Genomic DNA, 22,433 nt, shown 5'->3' on the forward strand with positions numbered 1-22,433 from the left:
GGTCATAATAAAAGGATGATGTAATGAAAAAAAATTTTCAATTATCAATAATAGCAGTTGCCTTGATGGCAAGTCATGCTTATGCAGCACCTGTATGGGAAGGTCCAGCAGGAACAGGCACTGGTTTAAGTAATGCAATGGGAGGGGAAACCAATTATGCCAATGTTCCATCTGCAGCCAATGGTATTATCTTGGGCCAACTCAATGATGTTGATAACACCAGTATTGGGTTAGGTTATAACAGCAATGCTATGGGGAAAGATAGTTTTGCTGCGGGTACAAACAATGAAGCCACAGGCAATTCCTCTATTGCTATAAGTGCTGAGGCCCATGCCAGAGGTGAGAGCAGTATTGCGGTGGGTTCATGGATCAATGCAAATGATACCAATAGTACAGCTGTTGGTGCGGGCGTTAATGTAAACAAAGCGGGTAGTGTTGCTGTAGGTAATAGCCAAAATGTCTATGATGAAAATGCAACTGCGTTCGGTGGACATAGCGAAGTCCGTGGTAACCAATCGAGTTCTTTGGGTGATCGGGCATGGGCGAGTGGTGGTGATGGGGCAACTGCGATTGGTAGTGAAACATGGGCTAATGCAAAAAATGCAACCACACTTGGCTATAATGCAGAAACAGGAAGTGAAAATGCACTAAATATTGGTCATGACGCACTTGGAGGTGGACTGAATGCAATCCATATTGGTCACAGTACAACAGGTAGTGCAGAAAATACGATTGTAATTGGTTCGAAAGATCCAGCGGCACCAGGACAGCCTGTTGCTGACGATAAAAACTCAGTCGCAATTGGTTATAATGCTGATACTCACAATGGTGGTGGTGGTAGTACTGAGGACACGGTGAGTTTTGGTGGGTTCTTCACTGGTGCTGTTCGTACGATCAGTCAAGTGGCGGATGGTGTAGACAATCAAGATGCCATTAACGTATCACAGCTACAAAAAGAAATCGCCAAGATCGGTGCAGGTGCGCAACTGATTGCTCATGCTGATGATTTACTTTCTACAGAAAAAGCGGAACGTATTGCAGGTGACAAAGACTTAGCTGATAAATTAGCGGTCGAGGTTGCAGCACGTCAGAAAGCGGTTGATGATGAAGCCAAAGAACGTGCCAATGCAGATGCTGTTCTTTCAACAGCGATTGACAATGAAGCAAAACTTCGTGCAGCAGCAGATGATGCCGAAAAAGATGCACGTATTGCAGGCGATGCAGCGACCAAAGCAGAACGTATTGCAGCGGTCAATGCTGAACGAGATGCACGTATCACAGCGATTGACAATGAAGCAAAACTTCGTGCAGCAGCAGATGATGCCGAAAAAGAAGCTCGTATCGCAGGGGATGTAGCAGAAAAAGAAGCTCGTATCGTAGCGATTAACAATGAAGCAGTACTTCGTGCCAATGCAGATGCACAAGAAACAGTAGATCGTATCGCAGGCGATGCAACCACTAAAGCAGAGCGTATTGCAGCGGTTAATGCTGAAAGGGATGCACGTGTTGCAGGTGATGCAGCCTTAGGTCAACGCATTGATGTAGAGGCAGCAACCCGTACAGCAGAGGTTAATCGCCTTGATGGTCGTATTAATCAAGCAGCTAAACGTTTGGATAACTTTGAGAAAAGTGCTTACCGTGGTGTGGCAATGGCTCTTGCAGCTCAACAGGCAGTGCCAAACATTCGTTCAGGTCAAGTCGCATTGTTTGCAGGTGTAGGTCACTATGAGGGTGAAACAGCTGGATCAGTGGGTCTTGTGACTTCATTCATTGCAAATCGTGTTTCACTGAGTGGTGCGGTTGGCTTCGCAGGCGGAAATGAAGTGGGGGGGCGTGTTGGTCTAAGCTACTCGTTCTAACGGGCGTCCATGTATATATAAATGGTGAATGAATAAAAAAAATAAAGTGCCAAGTGTATCTAGGTTTTACTGATTGGCTAAACCAAAACTCAGATATTCTTGGGAAGAAGTTCCTTTGGGGCTATCCTTAATCAGCATGAGGGTGGTCCTTTTTTTGCATTTAATAACTTAAATATTTTGTGATTAGTATTGAATTATATCAGGTGCTTAGAGGTATGATAAAATGCCTGGGAGATAAGCAGGACAACAGGATGTTGTCAGCAAAATCTTTATAACAAAGCAAATGAGAACATATATTATGGCATCTATAAACTCTAAATTTTTTCTATTCTTAATGGGGACATTGCTTTTAGCTGGCTGTAAAGATGAAGATGGCAATCTGAGTGTAGGGGTAAGCCTTGGGGGGACTGGGACAGGTGGATTGTCAGTAGGCACAGAAAGTCCTGTACCTAAACCTCAATCTGATGTTAAGCCAGACCGTATGGAAGAAGATGGTTTGCTCTATGCAGTTGCTTATCCAAGCCCCATTACTCAAAACTGTAATGGAATAGAACGCACGATCCAATTTGTTCGTCATTATTCGCCCAATATTCCAATGGTAATGGGAGATCGGATGGATCTTTTTGCTATGAATGATTCAATTCCGATAAGATTTAAGCTTCAGGTTGTTGTTAAAAATACAACCTCATCCCCAATTTATGAATATATCAATAGTTGTAAAGCGGCTTTCCAACTAACGGGTAGTAAAACGGCTAAAACAACACAAACAGATTATTGTTTAAATGATGAAACGGTCAGTGTTTATCAGCCAAATGAATCACGAACTTATTTTTATACATTTAACTTGCCAAATATTTTACAAAACTGGGTGGCAAGCTATCATGCACAATATTCTAAAAAATTCTATGCAGAGGCTCAGGGTGTAATCTATGATGATGAAAGTATAAAGGAAAGAATACAATGTGATCCTTTAAGCGCAGTTTTGTTGCTGGATGAATATCCATCAACCAAAGATGGTGCTCCAAGAAAACCTGATACAGACAATAATAATGGTGGTACAAAAACTACTTACCCAGATCATACAAATACAGGTTCTAATACTCAGGTTGATAATCAAAACTTACCTCAACCTCAACCTCAACCTCAACCTCAACCTCAACCTCAACCTCAACCTCAACCTCAACCTCAACCTGATACCACGCCTATTTTTGGAGGTTTTGATTTAGGTGGGGAAGAATCTGACACGCCAATTTTTGGTAATTTTGGATTAGGAGATGAGCTTTAAAAGAGTCTAAGACAGTAAATATAAGAAATGTATTGATAAACAGCGCCCCAAGTTAAGGGGCATTTTTTATTTTAAAATTAATAATATTCATCTAATGTGTAAAAAAATGAAATAAAATTAATTTTTATAATAATTCATTAGTTTTATGATAAGATGAATTTAATTCAATTTTATCTATATAAATATTGTCTGCTCAATTGTATTGAAACAAGCTAAGGCATGTTTTACTGGTTTATTAGTATGTTAGAACTTCGTCATTTAAAGACATTAACCGCCTTGCGCGAACACGGTTCATTGGTTGCAGCGGCAACTGACCTGTATTTAACACCGTCTGCGATTTCTCATCAATTAAAAGAGCTGGATCAATGGTTTGGCGTGGAGGTTGTGAATCGCCGTAGCCGACCTGTCTCATTTTCCCATGTTGGTTTGCGCCTGTTAAAGCTGGCGGATGATGTGTTACCGCAGATCCAGATCGCACATACCGATATTGCCCGTATTGTGCATGGGCAAACAGGCAGAATTATCTTCTCTTCGGAATGTCATAGTTGCTTTGACTGGCTGATGCCATTGTTGAATCAATACCGCCAGCAATACCCAGATGTTGATCTGGATTTTGTCTCTGGTTTCGAGTCCAATCCTCATGAGTTATTACAAAATGCGGAATTTGACTTGTTGATTACCGCGGACCCAATTGTTTTAAAAGGCATTGAGTATTTTCCAATTTTTGAATATGAATCCAGATTGGTTTTATCCAACACTCATCCATTGGTTCGGGCAGAAAAGATCACGGTTCAAGAGTTGGCAGAACAAACCTTGGTGACTTATCCTGTAGATAAACACCGTCTAGACATCATGGCGAAACTATTTATTCCAGCCAATCTGCATCCCAAAGAAATTCGTACTACTGAGCTAACGCAAATGTTGATCCAATTGGTTGCCAGTGGGCGCGGGATTTCGGCATTACCTGACTGGGTGGTGAATGAATATGAGCAGAAAGGTTGGGTGACTTCTCGCCGTCTGGATTGCGTCTCTCCCAAAGGTCTACGACGTACACTCTATGCAGGCTATCGCACTGAAGATAAAGACAAGAGTTATTTTGAGGGCTTTTTAAATCAACTGGATAAGTTTTCTAAAAAGCGAAATCACTATTACGACTAGACTTGATTAAGTTGGTTGTATGTCGATTGGAAACACAGACAAACGTTATCAATTTGGGTAAATGGCTCTATAATATGCACCATATATTATCTAACTTGAGTTCGGTAAGAAATATGATACTCGGAAATGTCATCCGCAATTGTTTGAGACAGGACTCCGTTAATAAAGTATTGTTTCTGCGATTTATTAAGTTCGCTGATAGTAGTTGACGAGTTTTGCGGATGACAATGGTTTTGCTTACTTTTGCCGAAACAAAAGTAAGTCGAGCCGACGGCTTATCCTGGAATTGGATAAAAACTCGGCAAGATTCCATCAAGATATTTAGTTTTTAATAAGTTAGACAAATATTTACGTCGAATTCAGCTTATTCTGAATGCTCATTCATTGTTTTGTTTAAGCCAGTTTCAGATTCTATTCTATTCATATTTACACGCTTATGTGCCGATGCTGGTACATAAGAGGCATTAGGTACCAGCATGGAAATCAAGGTTAATTATCTCGACAATCTTCGTCAGGAAGCCAAGTTCGATGATTTTACAGTAATTGCAGATCAACCGATCCGCTATAAAGGCGATGGCTCAGCTCCAGGGCCATTCGACTATTTTCTGGCTTCATCGGCGTTATGTGCAGCTTACTTTGTAAAAGTGTACTGTGCGGCACGTGATATTCCGACCGATAATATTCGCTTATCGCAAAACAATATTGTTGACCCTGAAAACCGCTACAAACAGATTTTTAAGATTCAGGTCGAGTTGCCTGCTGACATTTCTGAAAAGGACCGTCAAGGAATTCTACGCTCCATTGACCGTTGTACCGTGAAGAAAGTGATTCAGACGGGCCCTGAATTTATTATTGAAGAAGTTGAAAGTATTGATGCTGATGCACAGGCATTGCTGATGCCACGCCTGACTTCGGAGAGCAGCACTTATATTCAGGGCAAAGATTTACCTTTAGAACAGACCATTGCCAATATGTCCAGTATTTTGGCAGGCTTGGGCATGAAGATTGAAATTGCGTCATGGCGTAATATTGTTCCGAATGTCTGGTCACTGCATATTCGTGATGCACAATCGCCGATGTGTTTTACCAATGGCAAGGGTTCAACCAAGGAAAGTGCCTTGGCATCGGCACTGGGCGAATTTATTGAGCGTTTAAACTGTAACTTCTTCTATAACGACCAGTTTTGGGGAGAGGAAATTGCTAACGCTGAGTTCGTACATTATCCTGATGAAAAATGGTTTCAGCCAGGCCCGAATGGTGAATTGCCAGTAGAAATTCTGGATGAATACTGCCTTGAGATTTATAACCCTGACGATGAATTGCTGGGCACGCATTTATATGACACCAACTCAGGTAATACTGAGCGGGGCATCTGTTCGTTGCCATTCGTACGCCAGTCGGATGGTGAAGTGGTGTATTTCCCATCTAACTTGATTGAAAATTTATATCTTAGTAATGGTATGAGCGCAGGCAATACCTTGGCTGAGGCACAGGTACAATGTTTATCGGAAATCTTTGAACGTGCGGTGAAACGTGAGATTCTGGAGGGTGAAATGACGCTGCCAGATGTGCCGCAACAGGTCTTGGAGAAATACCCAGGTATTTTAGCAGGCATCAAAGGTTTGGAGGAACAAGGTTTTCCTGTATTAGTCAAAGATGCTTCGCTGGGTGGTCAGTTCCCCGTGATGTGTGTGACGCTGATGAATCCACGTACAGGCGGAGTCTTTGCCTCATTTGGTGCGCATCCAAGTTTTGAAATTGCGTTGGAACGTAGCCTGACTGAGTTGTTGCAGGGACGTAGTTTTGAGGGTCTCAATGATTTACCGCAGCCAACGTTCCAAAGTAATGCGGTGACTGAACCAAATAACTTTGTGGAACACTTTATTGATTCCAGTGGTTTGGTATCATGGCACTTTTTTAGTTCCAAAGCTGATTTCGATTTTGTGGAGTGGGACTTTACCAACCAAGGTCAAAACAGCAATGTGGAAGAAGCGGAAGAACTGTTTGCCATTCTTGAGGAAATGGGTAAAGAAGTCTACATGGCAGTGTATCAGCATTTAGGTGCAACGGCTTGCCGTATCTTGGTGCCTGACTATTCCGAGATTTATCTGGTGGAAGACCTGATCTGGGACAACACCAACAAAGCACTGTCATTCCGTGAAGATATCTTAAACCTGCATCGTCTGGATAATGACAGCCTTGAGGCCTTGGTTGAACGTCTGGAAGAATGTGAGCTGGATGACTACACCGAAATAGCCACATTGATTGGTATCGAATTTGATGACAATACCGTGTGGGGGCAACTGACCATTCTTGAGTTAAAACTTTTGATTTATCTTGCTTTAGAGCAAGTTGAAGAGGCAAAGGAATTGGTTGAGCAGTTCCTGCAATACAACACCAACACGGTTGAGCGTGGCCTGTTCTATCAATGCATGAATGTGGTGCTGGAGGTGATTCTGGATGATGAGCTGGAACTGGATGATTATCTAAGTAACTTCCGCCGTATGTTTGGTGATGAACGGATGGATGCGGTACTTGGATCGGTAGATTGCAGTGTCCGTTTCTATGGTCTCACCCCAACCAGTATGAAACTGGAGGGGCTGGATCGACATTTGCGCCTGATTGACAGTTATAAAAAGTTGCATGCCGCACGTGCCAAGGCTGTTGCTGTCTAGATTAAAAGGTAGGGACTGGTATTACTTATTTTTTATAGCGTTGCCACCTGAGTGTGGGTTACAGCAGTCTGCGAATTGGCAATGACTGCTGTAGTATCCAAAAAGATTAGCTCATATATTTGGCGAGATAAGACAATACTTTTTCAGGATGGCGGCCAAACCAGTTGTAGCCATCCTCAAAGCGTTTGGTTGTATCTTCAATCCAGTACAACTCTTTATCGGTACTGGCCAACAGATCAAATGTTCTTTGAGAATCTTCAGCAGTGGTCAATATGTCTTTACGCACTTGCCACATCAACACTGGAAGTTTGACATGGGGTGCCCACAATGCCCCTGACATATCTGCTGCTGGAAAACCACCTAGTTTCAGCAATTCAAGGTCGACTAATTCAAGGTATTGATCAACACCTTGTAATGCTGCGAATCTCTCTAAAATAACCGTCATGTTAGGTACGAGTGGGCTGCACATACACAGCACATTTTCAAAAAGTTCAGGATGTTTGCTGATGGCTGCATATTGTGAAATACCACCCAGACACTGACTGTATAAAGCCACTTTCATTTTACTGAACTCAGGATGGGCATCAACAAACTTTTTCACCCCCACACAATCACGCCATTCCCATTGACCAATGCCAGATACACCACCATTGGCTGCGCCACTTTGACCATGATTACGGAAATCGTAGGTCAGTACGTTATAGCCCGCATCGGTGAGATGCTTGTATTGAATCACAAAATCAATTTCTACAGGTTCAACAAAATTACTCCAAGGCTCACCCAGATGACCTGGATAACCTGCACGGCACATGGGCAAGGCATGGTTAAAAATCACCAGTTTATCGCTGCTGCCACCTTTGGCTGGGATATACCAAGCTTCCAGTGGTGTTCCATCATCTGATGGAATTGATAGGTCATACCATCCTTGCATACCGTATTCATCAGGATTTTTAAAGATAAAGCTACGTGGCATCTTAACCATGCCAGCCAGACCTTTCACTTTTTCATGGTCTTCCCTTGAAATGTTTTTTTCTTGTTCCAATGCCTTTAGCATTCTTTCTCTTGAAATACCTGTCATGACAATGACTCCTTTTTTAGTTCAATGATAGATTTAAGGAAATAGGTTTGAGGCTGGGTAGCCATCAGATGACCTGTATGAATTGATTGTAAAGATGAGATTGGATTGAATATATATGCTTTGAATGATAGGAGAGGTAAGTTAAACTAAACAATAAAAGTGGAAGCCAAATAAAAATATGATGCCTATTCAACCCGCTCTTCTTTATTCTTTGACATGGTTTGCTCATATTGCCCGCCATCGTAGCTTTACCAAGGCAGCGACAGAAATGGAGGTTACACGTGCAGCCTTATCTCAACATTTAAAAAGTCTAGAGCAATCATTAGAGGTTCGGCTGCTGAATCGAACGACTCGTGATATGTCGCTGACAGAGGAAGGGCAACGTTTATTGGATGTGGTGCAGCCCGCACTTCAAGCGATTGAGCAGGCAGTCGCAGAATTGGATGAAGCTCATCTTGAGCCGTCTGGTCTGATTCGATTATCCGTTTCACGTGTTGCCGCTCGGACTTTAATTGAACCGCATATGAGGGAGTTTTTAGAACGTTACCCGAAACTGAGATTGGAACTTGTTACAGATGATGGTTTTTCAAATATTGTGCTTGAGGGACTTGATGCAGGCATTCGATTAGGGGAGAGCTTGGAGGATCAAATGGTTGCCATACCCATCACTCCACAATTAGAGATGGCGATTGTGGGTGCTCCTGAGTATTTTGAATGTTATGGAGTCCCAGAAACACCACAGCAATTAAAAGATCATAACTGTTTGTCCTATCGTTTTTCTTCGAGTGGTGTAATTGATCGCTGGTCATTCATTACACCTGATGCAGAGGCCCGAACAATTGTGTATGAACCTAAAGGAAATGCCATTTTCAATGATGATGACAGTATGTTGCGTGCAGCTTTGTCAGGTATTGGTTTGGTGCAGCATTTGAACTTGTGCGTGCAGCCTTATTTGCAAGATGGTCGACTGGTGCGTATTTTGCTACCTTGGGTTCGTCCACGTTCAGGTTTCTTCCTCTATATGCCCTCAAGGGCACATATGCCTGCCAAGCTTCGTGTATTGATGGAGTTCTTGATTGAAAAAAGAGAATTATTGGTTTTAGATTCTTTGAAAGTACCATAAGAAATTTCTTTGAAAATCAAAAACTCTCAATAAAAATAAATCCGTGCAAAAGATGGTTCAGGTATCCCGTAAGATGGTTTGCCCTGTATGGGGATTGGTCAGTGTTACACTTTCCAGCGCACGGATTCGCCATAAATGATTTTGCCTTGTGAGCACCACAAGAATCAGCGTGTCTATTTGATGTGGGCCAACTGGATGGGCAACACCTGCTGTGAGCCGACTCCAGAAATGGCTGATTACTACATCATCGGTAATGTAAGCGAGATTAATCAGCTCATTTACAAGTGTGGAGTCGCTGTAGATCGTTTCATGGATGGGAACATGAAGTGCCACAATTTCCTGAACCCCTTGCACATAGTGCCCAAAGCGATTCACAAAGGTGGCATCTTCACAAAATAAATCTGCAAAGGCCGTCATGTCATGGTGATTCCACGCAGCTTGAAATGCCAATGGAATGTCTTCGGGATTTATTATTTTCATCTTATTGCCTTTTGCTCATCTGTTCTAAAAACACTGAAATAAAAGAGAAATTTATTCTCCATCACTGATTATATCGGTATATAACGTTTATTCAGCATTTACCTGAGATGATCATGTGGATAACTTAAGACATATCAACAATGCATAAAACATACTCTCTAAATCTGCTACAATTGCGCCAATTTTGAATTCCCACTTTTTTCGGTTAAGTACACATTTGGAATTGTGTACATAACTGTGTACATATTGAAGATTTTTCTCATGAGTTTTAAAGACGAACTAGCGGCACAGGTTGCCCAGCGACGCACCTTTGCGATCATTTCCCACCCCGATGCGGGTAAGACCACCATGACCGAAAAACTGCTGTTATGGGGTAAGGCCATTCAGGTTGCAGGAATGGTGAAAAGCCGTAAGTCTGACCGTTCCGCAACATCAGACTGGATGGAAATGGAAAAGGAACGTGGTATTTCGATCACGACTTCGGTGATGCAGTTTCCCTATAAAAAGCACACCATCAACCTTCTCGATACCCCAGGACACGAAGACTTCTCGGAAGATACCTACCGCACCTTAACCGCTGTGGATTCTGCCTTAATGGTGATTGATGGTGCAAAAGGTGTTGAGGAGCGTACCATTAAATTGATGGAAGTGTGTCGTATGCGTGACACACCGATCATTTCATTCGTCAACAAAATGGACCGTGAAATTCGCGAGCCATTGGAATTGCTTGATGAAATTGAGAATGTCCTCAAAATTCGTTGTGTGCCAATCACCTGGCCATTGGGCATGGGGCGTGACTTTGCGGGCGTGTACAACCTGCTTGAAAATAAGCTGTATGTCTACAAGGCGGGTTTTGGTTCAACCATTACTGATATTGAAGTGCGTGATGGTTATGACCATGCGGATATCCGTGACAAAGTGGGTGAGCTAGCATGGGCATCGTTTGAAGAATCACTTGAATTGGTACAGATGGCAAATGAGCCATTAGACCGTGAGTTGTTTCTTCAAGGCAAGCAAACCCCTGTGCTGTTTGGTACGGCATTGGGTAACTTTGCGGTTGACCATGTGTTGGATGCCTTTATCAACTGGGCACCAGAACCTAAGGCGCATCCAACTCAGGAACGTACTGTCGATGCCAATGAAGAGGGCTTCACAGGCTTCGTGTTTAAAATTCAGGCCAACATGGACCCGAAACACCGTGACCGTATTGCCTTTATGCGGATTTGCTCAGGTAAATATGAAAAAGGCTTGAAAATGAATCATGTGCGTATCGGTAAGGACGTGCGTATCAGTGATGCGCTGACATTCCTTGCTGGTGAGCGTGAGCATCTGGAAGAGGCTTGGCCTGGGGACATTATTGGTCTACATAACCACGGCACCATCCAGATTGGCGATACCTTTACCAGTGGTGAAAACCTGCATTTTACGGGAATTCCACACTTTGCGCCTGAAATGTTCCGCCGTGTGCGTTTACGTGATCCGTTAAAGTCCAAGCAATTGCAGAAAGGCCTGAAAGAGCTGTCGGAAGAGGGCGCAACACAGGTGTTTATGCCACAAATCAACAATGACCTGATTGTTGGTGCAGTGGGTGTGTTACAGTTTGATGTGGTTGCGTACCGCCTAAAAGAAGAATATAAGGTGGACTGTATTTATGAGCCTGTAAGTGTGCATACCGTGCGCTGGATTCATTGTGATGATGAAAAGATTCTGAATGAGTTTAAGAAAAAGGCCCACGATCAACTCTCGGTTGATGGTGGTGGACACCTTACTTATTTGGCGCCAAGCCGTGTCAACTTGCAGTTGATGCAGGAACGCTGGCCAGATATTCAGTTCCGTAACACACGGGAACACTAAAATATATAAAAACAGCTTCTAATTAGAGGCTGTTTTTAATTGAACAAACTAAAAATAAGGGATGGTGAGATGAACACTTTAAAACCACTTTTTGCTGTCAGTTTAATGATTGGAATGATGGCATTAACGGCATGTGATCATCCAAATAAAAATGAAACTGATTCAGCACAGGCAATTGAACAGCATACCGCACCAGTTGAGAAAGCTGAGGTTTTACCCTACCTCAATATGCAGGAGGCCAAGGCGGATTATGCCTTGCCATTTTGTGAAAAGAAAAACTGTATTGATGTCGATATTCAAACCATTAAGACTCAGGATGAATGGTTGAACGCATGGATTGCAAAAAATCAGGCCAACGTGATCCAGCAACAGATTGAGCAGAATAAAAACCTGACCCTGCAACAAGCGGTTAATGCCTATGTGAAAAAGTCAGATGAATGGCAGGATAAATATTCAAAAAACAAGGCGTATGAATTGCATTTAAATACCCGTATCGCCTCACAACGTAACCAATATGTATTACTACAAGTCGGCATTAATACTCAACAGGAAGACATTGCGGTCAAGGATCGTTTCTATTTCTTTGCTGCCGACCGTAAACGACAAAAAAGTCTCAGTATTCTGGATGTGATTCAAAAAAATCAGCAAAATGCCTTGAACGATATTGTGCAAAACCATTATCAAAAATGGGTTGAAACACAATCTTTAGAAGTCAAAAAGCAAGCACCTAAAAAACTGTATTGGGGACAAGCGGACTGGTTTTTCGATGGTGAAGGTATTGGTCTGCATTACCGTGCCAATGAAATCAGTAAGGATGCACCGCAACTGGATATTTATCTAAGCACTGAACAAACTAAACAGATGCTACAGCCTGATATTTATCAACAAATGTTCTAATCTTTGTAACAAGCGTATAGGAATTGCATGTATCACTAGCGGTTTGCGGTGAAGTCCGCTAGCATTTAAAAATCTTGTGTCATCACAATGCTTGCAGGTTTCCGATGAAAACATTTTATAAATCTAGCGTTCTGGCATGTGCAATTATGCTTGCCGCATGCCAGCCAAAATCAGAACCTAAACAGCCAGAGGACAAGCCACAAGAGCAGCCAGTTGTGCAGACACAGGCTGAGCCGATCTTACGTGGTGAAACGGTCAAGGTGCAGGTGAGTTTGCCTGAGTGTAAGGGCAATACCTGTCCAGATTTTAGCGTTGAACGCTTGCAGAGTAACTTCCCATTTATTGACCAGTTGCTTGATCAGGAAATACTGAGCCAACTCGGCAAGATGCTTGAAATTGTTGATAATGATGCTGCGGCCTCTACTGTACAGGCCAATGAACAAAAGCAGAATCTGGATGCACAAGCGCAGTTGTATGCCAATTCATTTATCAAGATTGATGAAGAACTGAAAGCATTGAGCAGTAGCCATCAAATCAGTCTGATGATCAAGCCCAAGATTTTACAGCCTAAGGGCACACTGGCAACGGTTGTCCTGAATAGCAGCAGTTATTTAGGTGGCGCACATGGCTCAACCTCGCAACGCTACTACAATTTTGACCTGACCAATCAAAAACAGGTGCAATTAAACGACCTGCTAGTGCCAAAACAAAAGGCAACGTTGGACAAGCTGGCGCATGATGCATTTAAGGTCTGGATTGTAGACAGCAAACTTGCCAATAACCCTGATGAATATGAGCAGGCATGGCCGTTTAAGCTTACTGACAACTTCCTGCTGGGGGAGCAGGGCTTAATTCTGCAATATGCTGAATATGAAATTGGTCCTTATGTAGTAGGTTTACCACGGTTGGTGATTCCATTTGATAAGTTGCAGGGCGTGTTAAAACCTGAATATTTGCCAAAGGTAGACGAGTCAGCAGCATCTACGCCTGTGGCAAATAAGTCCCCTTAAATCCCCCCTTTGCCAAAGTGGGACTTTTAATAAAATGATGCAACTGTTTGATACCCATACCCATTTTGATGTTGCCGATTTCGACCATGATCGGCAACATTTGGCTGTACAGGCGAAACAGGTGGGCGTAGAGGCTTTGGTTCTCATCGGTTTTGTTGAATCCCGCTTTGATGAACTCATTCACACCCATCAACAGTTGCAACACTGGGAAAATGTCCCTCAATCCTATCTCGCACCTGGTTTGCATCCTTTTTATATTGAACAACATCAACAGGCCCATCTACAGCGATTGGAGCAGGTGTTAAAGCAACATGATTGTGTCGCCATTGGTGAGATTGGTCTGGACACCTTTTTAAAGCAACATAAACAGCCTGAGCTTTTTGCCAAACAGCAGCATTATTTTAATGCCCAACTTGAACTGGCAACGCATTATCAAAAACCTGTGTTACTACATATTCGTAAAGCCCATGCGGAAAGCCTTGCCATTTTAAAGGCACAAAAATTCAAACTGGGTGGTATTGCGCATGCCTTTAGTGGCGGTGTGGAAGAAGCTAAAGCCTTAGTCAAACTCGGTTTTAAAATTGGTGTGACAGGGCAGATTACTAATCCAAACGCCAAAAAACTGCTTCAGGTGGTACAGGCGATTGGGGCTGAACATCTGGTGATTGAAACGGATTGCCCTGATATGACACCGTTGTGCTGTCAAACGTCAACTGAACACCGCACGAGAAATACACCTGTGAATTTGCCTTATGTTTTAGAAAGTTTGGCACAAACCCTTGGACAGCCACAAGACCAGCTTGCCCAGCAATTATGGCAGAACTCATTGACAGCCTTGCGTTTAAAGTAGCAATAATCATCCCATTAAAAATAAGATAACTAAAAGGGAACACATCCTTTTTCAAACTGGCTTACATTAAAGAAAGAACTTCATAACAAACAAACTTGCCACACTGGGAGGAGCACCCCATGGCCAGATATAGCAAAATCAATAGTTTTAATGCCCTACAAACACTCAATGTTGGTTCAAAACAGTATCAAATTTTTAGTCTGGCTCAGGCAGCACAACGTCTGGGTAATATTGATCAACTCCCAAAGTCATTAAAAGTTTTACTGGAAAATTTACTGCGTTTTGAAGATCAAAAAAGTGTAAAAGTCGAGCATATTCAAGCCTTGGTGGACTGGCAAAAAAACAGAAGTTCCGATCAGGAAATCCAATACCGCCCAGCCCGAGTGTTGATGCAGGACTTTACGGGTGTGCCTGCGGTGGTTGACCTTGCTGCCATGCGTGCCGCAATGGCTCAGGCAGGTGGTGATCCAAACCGTATCAATCCACTGTCTCCTGTGGATTTGGTGATCGACCATTCCGTCATGGTGGACCATTTTGCCAACCAGAATGCCTTTGCCGAAAATGTTGAAATTGAAATGCAGCGCAATGGTGAGCGTTACCAGTTTCTACGCTGGGGCCAGTCTGCCTTTGATAACTTTAGTGTAGTGCCACCAGGAACAGGAATTTGCCATCAGGTCAATCTGGAATATCTGGCTCAAGCGGTCTGGCTAGGTGAAGATGAGGGCCAGACTTTTGCCTTTCCAGACACCTTGGTGGGAACAGATTCACATACCACCATGATCAATGGATTGGGTGTGTTGGGTTGGGGTGTCGGCGGTATTGAGGCAGAAGCGGCCATGCTGGGACAGCCTGTATCCATGCTGATTCCTGAAGTGATTGGCTTTAAGCTGACTGGGAAGTTAAGTGAGGGAATCACCGCGACCGATCTAGTTCTGACTATTACCCAGATGCTGCGCCAAAAGGGCGTTGTGGGTAAATTTGTTGAATTTTATGGAGATGGCTTGGCGGATCTGCCACTGGCTGATCGTGCCACCATTGCCAATATGGCACCTGAATATGGCGCAACCTGTGGTTTCTTCCCGATTGATGATGTGACTTTGGGTTATTTGGCCCTGACAGGCCGTCAACAGGACCGTATTGATCTGGTGGAGGCTTATAGTAAAGCACAGGGTTTATGGCGCAATGTGGGTGATGAACCAGTTTTTACTGATGTACTGAGTCTGGATATGGGAACAGTTCAGGCCAGTCTGGCAGGCCCAAAACGTCCACAGGATCGGGTGCTGCTTTCAGATGTGCCTAAAACCTTTAATACCTTGATGGAACTGAACCTAAAACCCGCCAAGGAAGCCAAGGAACGTTTGGAAAATGAGGGGGGCGGTGGTACTGCCATAGAAGCCAAAGCTGCAAATTTGCCCCATGAAAATCCATCATGTACGCTGGATGGACAAAGCTATCCTTTAAATCATGGTGATGTGGTGATTTCAGCAATTACCTCATGTACCAACACTTCCAATCCAAGCGTGATGCTGGCTGCGGGCCTGCTTGCCAAGAAAGCCATTGAAAAGGGCTTGCAGCGTAAGCCGTCGGTAAAAAGTTCCCTCGCCCCTGGTTCCAAAGTGGTGACCGACTATCTTGCCGCCGCAGGATTAACTCCTTATCTGGATCAACTCGGTTACAACCTTGTGGGTTATGGATGCACCACCTGTATTGGTAACTCTGGGCCATTGCCAGAAGCAATTGAAGCCGCCATTCAGTGCCATGATTTAAATGTTGCCTCTGTGCTTTCTGGAAACCGAAATTTTGAAGGCCGTGTCCATCCGCTAGTCAAAACCAATTGGCTTGCCTCACCGCCGTTGGTGGTTGCGTATGGTTTGGCAGGTAATATCCGTACCGATTTAACCACCCAGCCGATTGGGGTGGGCAAGGGTGGGCAGGAGGTCTACCTGAAAGATATATGGCCAAGCCAAACCGAAATTGATCAGGTGTTGCAGAAAGTAAATACAGAGATGTTTCATAAGGAATATGCGGCTGTGTTTGATGGTGATGCAACATGGCAGGCTATTCAGATTCCACAAAGCCAAACCTATGCATGGCAAAACAACTCGACCTATATTCGCCATCCACCATTTTTTGAGGAGATCAACCATCCACCTAAAGCCATTACTAATATTGAGCAGGCGCGTATCCTGGCCGTGTTGGGAGATTCGGTCACCACAGACCATATTTCTCCAGCAGGCAATATTAAAAAGGACAGTCCAGCAGGGCGCTATTTGCAGGATCAAGGCGTGGAACCCAAAGATTTCAACTCTTATGGTTCGCGGCGCGGTAACCATGAGGTGATGATGCGTGGCACTTTTGCCAATATTCGCATTAAAAATGAAATGCTGAATGGAGAGGAGGGTGGCAACACCATTTACATCCCGACAGGTGAGAAACTGGCAATTTATGATGCCGCCATGCGTTATCAACAGCAAAAAGTTCCTTTGTTGATAGTGGCGGGCAAGGAATATGGAACGGGTTCATCACGGGACTGGGCCGCAAAGGGAACCAACCTACTGGGTATTAAGGCGGTGATTGCGGAAAGTTTTGAGCGGATTCACCGTTCCAATCTGGTGGGAATGGGCGTATTGCCCTTGCAGTTTATTGATGGGCAAACCCGTCAGTCCCTGAACCTGACAGGTCGCGAAGTGCTGTCCATTTATGGGTTGTCAGATAATATCCAGCCGCATCAAATCCTTGATGTTGAGCTGGTACGAGAGGATGGCAGTCAGGAGCAGTTTAAGGTGTTGTGCCGAATTGATACCCTGAATGAGGTGGAATACTTTAAGGCAGGTGGTATTTTACATTATGTACTGCGCAATCTGATTGCTGCATAAAGTGTTAGGACACCTCCTCAAGCAAAGATGAAAGCTGGTCTTTCATCTTTTTTATTTGAATTTCAAGCATTCAGCGTTAAGGTAGTCAGGCCCGATAAAACTGGATAAAGGCTTTGAATCAATTACCACGCTATGTTTATTATCTCTTGGCTGCACAGGCACTGAACTTAATTGCGGCGGTCTTATCGGTGACCGTGGCGGCGATTGTCGGCTTAAAGCTTGCACCTACGCAAGCCTTAGCCACAGTTCCTTATGGTTTGCAGTTTTTAGCGATGCTACTGACCACCTTTATCTTTTCTTTTTTAATGAAAAAGTTGGGACGTCATCTGGTTTTTCAATTTGGCTGCATCTGCCTATTCCTAGCGGGTGTTCTAGGCTATCTGGCATTACAGCAGCAACAGTTCTATCTATTGTGCCTCAGCCATTTTTCACTGGGTTTATTTATCTCGACTGCGAATTTTTATCGCTTTGCGGCCTCTGATCGTCTTGCAACAGAACTTATTCCGAAAGCAACAGCCATGGTGATCTCAGGTGGGGTGGTTGCTGCAATTATTGCGCCCATATTGGCGATTCAGTTTCAGCAGGTGCAGGGTTTACCCGATTTTACTGCAATTTATTTCATTTTTAGTGTCTTGGCCTTGTTACTCTCTCCAATCCTGTATGGATGGAATAAAAAGTTCCAACGTCAACAGACGCAGCAGGTTGTAATTGAACCAATTCAGCGCGCCAAATTGCCGAGCAGCTTGATTATCGCCGCCGTGATAAGCGGTGCATTTGCCTACTATATTATGAATGTGATGATGATTATGTCTTCTTTGCATTTAAAGGAACATCATTCATTTCACTATGCCTCGATCTCCATTCAGTTGCATGTATTGGCAATGTTTATTCCGTCATTCTTTGTATCGAAACTGATTCAACGATGGGGCACACACACCACGATTTATGTGGGCTTTGCTTTGCTGATGTTATCGTCATTGATTCCAATGATTGGACAGGTTGGAATTTATATTAATTTTGCGCTGATTGTCCTTGGTGTGGGCTGGAATTTCGCTTATTCAGGGGCATCCACTTTATTGGCAGGTTTAAATGAGCAGCAAAAACATCGTGTACAAGGTATAAATGAGACAGGAATTGCCTTGTTTGCAACTTTAGGGGCATTTTTACCTGCCCCAATTTTAAGTAGTCTAGGTTGGATCAATGCAAACCTTTTAGCCTTATCCATGAGCTTCATGGTTTTAATTCTGTTGCTGGTTTTAAGTCGCCAAGGTCAATCGCCAAGTAAACTTTCATCGGGCTAACCTAAAAGAAGCTAAACACGCTAAAATACTGCTTTGACTGAAAAGATAGACCACGACTGCTATGACCGATCTCCAAAATGATGAATATGACCGCCGTTTCGCTGGTGTAGCCAAAATTTATGGAGAAAATGCATTTGCACACTATGAGCAAAGCCATGTCATGGTGATTGGTATTGGCGGTGTGGGAAGCTGGGCAGTTGAGGCACTGGCACGTACAGGGATTGGTGAGCTGACGCTGGTGGATATGGATGTGGTTGCCGCATCCAACATCAACCGTCAACTGCCTGCAATGAGTTCAACACTGGGACAGGAAAAAATTGAGTTGATGGCAGAACGTTGCCGTCAAATCAATCCACGAATGAAAGTCAATGTGATTGATGACTATCTCACACCTGAGAATGTCAAAGAGATTCTGGATCCTGTTCCAAGCATCGTTTTAGACTGTATTGATGATGTCAAAGCCAAGTTGGCTTTGATGCTGCACTGCCGTTTTAACAAAATTCCCCTGATAGTTTCAGGTGGGGCAGGTGGAAAGCTTGACCCGCTCAAGATTCGGGTGGCGGACTTATCCAAGACTGAACAGGACCCGATGCTTGCCAAACTGCGCACACAACTGCGTTCTAAAGGTATTTGTAAAAAGCCGAAAGACAAGTTTGGAATTACCTGCGTTTACTCCATTGATAATCCGTTTTCAAGCGCTGATATCTGTGCAACTGCTGGCTTGCGCTGTGGTGGTTATGGATCGGCGGTGGTGGTGACTTCAAGCTTTGCAATGGTTGCGGTGGCTGAAGTCTTGAAGAAGCTGGATAAAATCAGGGCTTAAACAGCCCAATAAATTAAGCCTGTGGATATTGTGGTGCTAGGCGGTAATAGCTGTAGGTCACATTCGGATCTTTGTACACGTCATAGCTGGTTTGCTTAAAGTCAGAGACCCATTGCGAACCCGTAAAACCTGCAATATGTCCATAACGATGCTTCTTGGTGCGATGGATAATATAAATGTCACCTGGTTGCGGATTGTTAAAGTCAGGCGTGATTTTTTGATAGCCAATCTGCTGCAAGGTACGGCCCCAGTCTGATGCGGCGATAGGGTGCTGAACAATATTGGCGCCCGCAGATTGCAGGGCGATCCTAACGAATTTGGCACATTGAGATGAGCTACGATAGGACGCCCGCGTGGTTAGCTTTTGAGAAAACTTGTTCACATCAATGGTTGGCGTTGATGGCAGCCTTGGCATCTCCCGATAAGGAATAACCAGCTGTTGTGCTGGTGGATATATCATGCTGTGGTCAACTGAAGGTACATCATAAATCATTGTAAATCTCTACCGCATTTTCAAAACAACTGAACGTGTGCCAGAATCCGTACGCGGCACATAGTAAGCGATAAATTTTAAAAAAACTAAAATGTAATGTAATAATGTAACAATTGAGGCTTTTTATAATAAATTATTTAAGAAAACTTTTTGAAGATTTTCTTAATTTTAAATAGGTTATATTTCCATAAATTTGAATCTTAATATTTGTAAAATGATATTTCTTGATGTGACTTATGTCACGTTTTTGTGGAACATCAATCAGGATTGATGTTCTTTTATGTAGTCTTCAGTACGTTGCATGGCTGCCTGAATATTCTGAATGGCATTTTCAATATCGGCGATAGTTTTGGCATTGCCACCACTGAGCGCCTGACGCCATTTACGTGCGCCTGGCAAGTTCTGAAATAATCCGAGAATATGACGTGTGATAATTGAAAGGGGGGCTCCCTCAGCTACTCGCTGGTGAATATACGGCATCATCTGTTGTATGATGTCAAAACGATTCGGTGCTTCTAAATTCCACAATTGACCCAGTTCAGCCAATAAGTAAGGATTATGGTAGGCTTCGCGGCCAATCATCACCCCATCAACATGCTGTAAATGTTGTTGTGTTTCATCAAAGGTTTTAATGCCGCCATTAATTTCAATGGTGAGGTGAGGGCGTTCCTGCTTGAGAAGATAGACATCTTCATAGCGCAGAGGCGGCACTTCACGGTTCTCTTTTGGAGAAAGGCCCTGCAAAATGGCAATCCGTGCATGTACAATGAAGTGAGTGCAACCCGTTGCTGCAACAGTATCAACGAAATGCAGCATTTCTTCATAAGACTGCATATCATCAATCCCGATCCGATGTTTCACGGTAACAGGAATCGACACTGCTTTTTGCATGCTATGAATACATTCAGCCACCAAGTCTGGTTCAGCCATTAAACATGCACCAATCTTGTTGTTCTGAACACGGTCACTTGGGCAGCCGACATTTAAGTTGACTTCATTGTAGCCCCAATCCTCAGCCATTTTAGTACAGGTTGCCAGTTCCTGCGGATTGGAACCACCGAGCTGCAACACAATTGGATGTTCTTCCTTGTTGAAGTCCAGATGGCGGTTGGCACCACCATAAATGATCGCGCCTGTTGTGACCATTTCGGTATAAAGCACCACATTTGGATTAAATAGGCGGGCAAAAAAACGGTAGTCTTTGGTTGTCCAATCCATCATGGGTGCAACACTGATGCGAGGTTCTTTCGTGCTTTCAATGGTTTTGTTGATATTCATATTAAAAAACATACCTTTACAGTGTTGCATATTTTGGACTATTTCGATTTTTTACGCCTCATTTCGCACCATTATTTTTGAAATTTACGCCAAATTACGCCATTATGGTCTTGGAAAAGAGATAAGGCGTAAATTATGGGAACAATTTCACAACGCAAATTGGCGGATGGAACAATACGTTTTCGTGCTGAAATTAGAATAAGCCGTAAAGGCCTTGCAAATTTCAAAGAGAGTAAAACGTTTAGTTCAATGCGACTTGCCCAAAAATGGTTAGCAATGCGTGAAGAGGAAATCGAAGAAAATCCAGAGATTTTATTAGGCAGATCGGATGTGACCAACATCACTTTAGCCAATGCCATAGAGAAATATCTTGATGAAGTTGGCAATGAATATGGTCGTACCAAAACCTACTGTCTTCGTCTAATTCAGAAATTTCCAATAGCGCAGCATATTATCACAAAAATAAAACCAGCAGATATTTCTGATCATGTTGCTTTACGCAAGAATGGGTATGACAAACTGGATTTAAAGCCAATTGCAACGAGTACTTTGCAACATGAGCTGTTGCATATCCGTGGTGTATTGTCCCATGCCTCAGTCATGTGGGACGTGAATGTAGATTTGGCTGGTTTTGATAAGGCTACAGCTCAATTAAGGAAAACCAGACAAATTTCCTCCAGTGGCAAGCGCGACAGATTGCCGACCACGGTGGAGTTAAAAAAACTGACAGAATACTTTTATCGAAAATGGCAGAACCCTGTATATAGTTATCCCATGCACTTGATCATGTGGTTTGCTATATTTTCATGCCGACGTGAGGCGGAAATCACAGAGATGCTTCTGGCTGATCATGATGTGGATAATGAAGTTTGGAAAGTTAGAGACCTGAAGAATCCCAAGGGCTCCAAAGGAAATCATAAAGAGTTTAATGTCCTTGAACCATGTCAAAAGATGATTGAGCTTTTGCAGCGTAAAGACGTCAGGAAACGTATGCTTAAAAGGGGATACGATAAGGACTTATTGATACCACTTAGCCCTAGAACCATAGGGGGCGAGTTTAGGAATGCCTGTAAATTACTGGGTATTGAAGATTTACGATTTCACGATTTAAGGCACGAGGGATGTACACGTCTTGCAGAACAGGGCTTTACCATTCCCCAGATTCAGCAGGTAAGCTTGCATGATTCGTGGGGAAGTTTGGAAAGGTATGTTTCTGTGAAAAAAAGAAAAAAGACGATAGAGCTAGCAGAAGTGTTGCCTCTCATTGGTGAAGATTAATATGATCCTGATGAGCCAATGTATAGTTTTGATCCAAAACTTTGGCTAGGTCTTGGATGATCCTAGCCAAAATAATGGACAATGATTCCCTCTAAAGATAACGTAACGTTAACTT

Annotated in this window: 17 protein-coding genes; 13 read left to right on the forward strand and 4 right to left on the reverse strand. The window is 43.3% G+C overall.

Translation table 11 applies throughout. The features are described from left to right. The first annotated feature begins 23 nt into the window (after nt 1–23). The 4 genes from QLH32_RS13835 to QLH32_RS13850 all read left to right on the forward strand — a co-directional run bounded on the left by QLH32_RS13835 (nt 24) and on the right by QLH32_RS13850 (nt 6,977). On the forward strand, nt 24–1,859 hold the full coding sequence (locus QLH32_RS13835) for a YadA-like family protein (RefSeq protein WP_283266655.1): 1,836 nt from the start codon (nt 24–26) through the stop codon (nt 1,857–1,859). A 298-nt stretch (nt 1,860–2,157) separates the two neighbouring features. Next, the gene (locus QLH32_RS13840; RefSeq protein WP_283266656.1) at nt 2,158–3,144 is read left to right on the forward strand and encodes a hypothetical protein; all 987 of its coding nucleotides are present in this window, start codon (nt 2,158–2,160) and stop codon (nt 3,142–3,144) included. A 240-nt stretch (nt 3,145–3,384) separates the two neighbouring features. Continuing rightward, nucleotides 3,385–4,302, forward strand: coding sequence for a LysR family transcriptional regulator (locus tag QLH32_RS13845; protein WP_283266657.1), 918 nt, complete (start codon nt 3,385–3,387; stop codon nt 4,300–4,302). A 476-nt stretch (nt 4,303–4,778) separates the two neighbouring features. After that, nucleotides 4,779–6,977 (forward strand): OsmC domain/YcaO domain-containing protein, encoded by a 2,199-nt coding sequence (locus QLH32_RS13850; protein ID WP_283266658.1) that lies wholly within the window; start codon nt 4,779–4,781, stop codon nt 6,975–6,977. 106 nt (nt 6,978–7,083) lie between these two features. Here QLH32_RS13850 and QLH32_RS13855 read toward each other — a convergent pair whose 3' ends face one another. Continuing rightward, entirely contained in the window at nt 7,084–8,055 is a 972-nt protein-coding gene (locus tag QLH32_RS13855; protein ID WP_283266659.1) for an alpha/beta hydrolase family protein, read from the reverse strand. A 178-nt stretch (nt 8,056–8,233) separates the two neighbouring features. Here QLH32_RS13855 and QLH32_RS13860 point away from each other — a divergent pair, with 178 nt between their 5' ends. Next, a complete protein-coding gene (locus QLH32_RS13860; RefSeq protein ID WP_283266660.1) occupies nt 8,234–9,178 on the forward strand; it encodes a LysR family transcriptional regulator in 945 nt (314 codons plus the stop codon). A gap of 57 nt (nt 9,179–9,235) precedes the next feature. Here QLH32_RS13860 and QLH32_RS13865 read toward each other — a convergent pair whose 3' ends face one another. Next, on the reverse strand, nt 9,236–9,658 hold the full coding sequence (locus tag QLH32_RS13865; RefSeq protein WP_283266661.1) for an SgcJ/EcaC family oxidoreductase: 423 nt from the start codon (nt 9,656–9,658) through the stop codon (nt 9,236–9,238). A gap of 261 nt (nt 9,659–9,919) precedes the next feature. Here QLH32_RS13865 and QLH32_RS13870 point away from each other — a divergent pair, with 261 nt between their 5' ends. From QLH32_RS13870 to QLH32_RS13900, 7 genes are all read left to right on the forward strand, one after another. Further along, entirely contained in the window at nt 9,920–11,512 is a 1,593-nt protein-coding gene (locus QLH32_RS13870) for a peptide chain release factor 3 (RefSeq protein WP_267981686.1), read from the forward strand. A 69-nt stretch (nt 11,513–11,581) separates the two neighbouring features. After that, nucleotides 11,582–12,409 carry a hypothetical protein gene (locus tag QLH32_RS13875; RefSeq protein ID WP_283266662.1) on the forward strand — a complete coding sequence of 276 codons (828 nt, stop codon included), beginning with the start codon at nt 11,582–11,584 and terminating at the stop codon, nt 12,407–12,409. A gap of 104 nt (nt 12,410–12,513) precedes the next feature. After that, nucleotides 12,514–13,419 (forward strand): RsiV family protein, encoded by a 906-nt coding sequence (locus QLH32_RS13880; RefSeq protein ID WP_283266663.1) that lies wholly within the window; start codon nt 12,514–12,516, stop codon nt 13,417–13,419. Nucleotides 13,420–13,456: 37 nt separating this feature from the next. Then, nucleotides 13,457–14,269, forward strand: a complete 813-nt coding sequence (locus QLH32_RS13885; RefSeq protein WP_283269346.1) for a TatD family hydrolase — start codon at nt 13,457–13,459, stop codon at nt 14,267–14,269. Between the two features lie 119 nt (nt 14,270–14,388). Beyond that, on the forward strand, nt 14,389–17,145 hold the full coding sequence (acnA, locus tag QLH32_RS13890) for an aconitate hydratase AcnA (protein ID WP_283266664.1): 2,757 nt from the start codon (nt 14,389–14,391) through the stop codon (nt 17,143–17,145). A 113-nt stretch (nt 17,146–17,258) separates the two neighbouring features. Then, complete coding sequence (locus tag QLH32_RS13895) at nt 17,259–18,446, forward strand: MFS transporter (protein WP_283266665.1); 1,188 nt, start codon at nt 17,259–17,261, stop codon at nt 18,444–18,446. A gap of 61 nt (nt 18,447–18,507) precedes the next feature. Continuing rightward, the gene (locus QLH32_RS13900) at nt 18,508–19,269 is read left to right on the forward strand and encodes a tRNA threonylcarbamoyladenosine dehydratase (protein ID WP_283266666.1); all 762 of its coding nucleotides are present in this window, start codon (nt 18,508–18,510) and stop codon (nt 19,267–19,269) included. Nucleotides 19,270–19,282: 13 nt separating this feature from the next. Here QLH32_RS13900 and QLH32_RS13905 read toward each other — a convergent pair whose 3' ends face one another. Further along, nucleotides 19,283–19,762: a CHAP domain-containing protein gene (locus QLH32_RS13905; RefSeq protein WP_283266667.1), complete on the reverse strand. Its 480-nt coding sequence runs from the start codon at nt 19,760–19,762 to the stop codon at nt 19,283–19,285. A gap of 261 nt (nt 19,763–20,023) precedes the next feature. Continuing rightward, nucleotides 20,024–21,040 carry a tRNA dihydrouridine(20/20a) synthase DusA gene (dusA, locus tag QLH32_RS13910; protein WP_283266668.1) on the reverse strand — a complete coding sequence of 339 codons (1,017 nt, stop codon included), beginning with the start codon at nt 21,038–21,040 and terminating at the stop codon, nt 20,024–20,026. A gap of 135 nt (nt 21,041–21,175) precedes the next feature. On the opposite strand from dusA, the gene QLH32_RS13915 reads away from it, so the two are divergent. Next, on the forward strand, nt 21,176–22,318 hold the full coding sequence (locus QLH32_RS13915) for a site-specific integrase (RefSeq protein ID WP_087542849.1): 1,143 nt from the start codon (nt 21,176–21,178) through the stop codon (nt 22,316–22,318). Nucleotides 22,319–22,433 lie beyond the last annotated feature (115 nt).

The sequence above is a fragment of the Acinetobacter corruptisaponis genome, assembly GCF_030053775.1.
Classification (GTDB): Bacteria; Pseudomonadota; Gammaproteobacteria; order Pseudomonadales; family Moraxellaceae; genus Acinetobacter; species Acinetobacter corruptisaponis.

Bases quoted from the DNA above. Each gene is read 5' to 3' on its own strand.
- QLH32_RS13915 (WP_087542849.1), top strand. From the start codon at position 21,176: ATGGGAACAATTTCACAACGCAAATTGGCGGATGGAACAATACGTTTT.
- QLH32_RS13880 (WP_283266663.1), top strand. From the start codon at position 12,514: ATGAAAACATTTTATAAATCTAGCGTTCTGGCATGTGCAATTATGCTT.
- QLH32_RS13860 (WP_283266660.1), top strand. From the start codon at position 8,234: ATGATGCCTATTCAACCCGCTCTTCTTTATTCTTTGACATGGTTTGCT.
- QLH32_RS13885 (WP_283269346.1), top strand. From the start codon at position 13,457: ATGCAACTGTTTGATACCCATACCCATTTTGATGTTGCCGATTTCGAC.
- dusA (WP_283266668.1), bottom strand. From the start codon at position 21,040: ATGAATATCAACAAAACCATTGAAAGCACGAAAGAACCTCGCATCAGT.
- QLH32_RS13870 (WP_267981686.1), top strand. From the start codon at position 9,920: ATGAGTTTTAAAGACGAACTAGCGGCACAGGTTGCCCAGCGACGCACC.
- QLH32_RS13855 (WP_283266659.1), bottom strand. From the start codon at position 8,055: ATGACAGGTATTTCAAGAGAAAGAATGCTAAAGGCATTGGAACAAGAA.
- QLH32_RS13900 (WP_283266666.1), top strand. From the start codon at position 18,508: ATGACCGATCTCCAAAATGATGAATATGACCGCCGTTTCGCTGGTGTA.
- QLH32_RS13850 (WP_283266658.1), top strand. From the start codon at position 4,779: ATGGAAATCAAGGTTAATTATCTCGACAATCTTCGTCAGGAAGCCAAG.
- QLH32_RS13835 (WP_283266655.1), top strand. From the start codon at position 24: ATGAAAAAAAATTTTCAATTATCAATAATAGCAGTTGCCTTGATGGCA.
- QLH32_RS13845 (WP_283266657.1), top strand. From the start codon at position 3,385: ATGTTAGAACTTCGTCATTTAAAGACATTAACCGCCTTGCGCGAACAC.
- QLH32_RS13875 (WP_283266662.1), top strand. From the start codon at position 11,582: ATGAACACTTTAAAACCACTTTTTGCTGTCAGTTTAATGATTGGAATG.
- acnA (WP_283266664.1), top strand. From the start codon at position 14,389: ATGGCCAGATATAGCAAAATCAATAGTTTTAATGCCCTACAAACACTC.
- QLH32_RS13840 (WP_283266656.1), top strand. From the start codon at position 2,158: ATGGCATCTATAAACTCTAAATTTTTTCTATTCTTAATGGGGACATTG.
- QLH32_RS13905 (WP_283266667.1), bottom strand. From the start codon at position 19,762: ATGATTTATGATGTACCTTCAGTTGACCACAGCATGATATATCCACCA.
- QLH32_RS13865 (WP_283266661.1), bottom strand. From the start codon at position 9,658: ATGAAAATAATAAATCCCGAAGACATTCCATTGGCATTTCAAGCTGCG.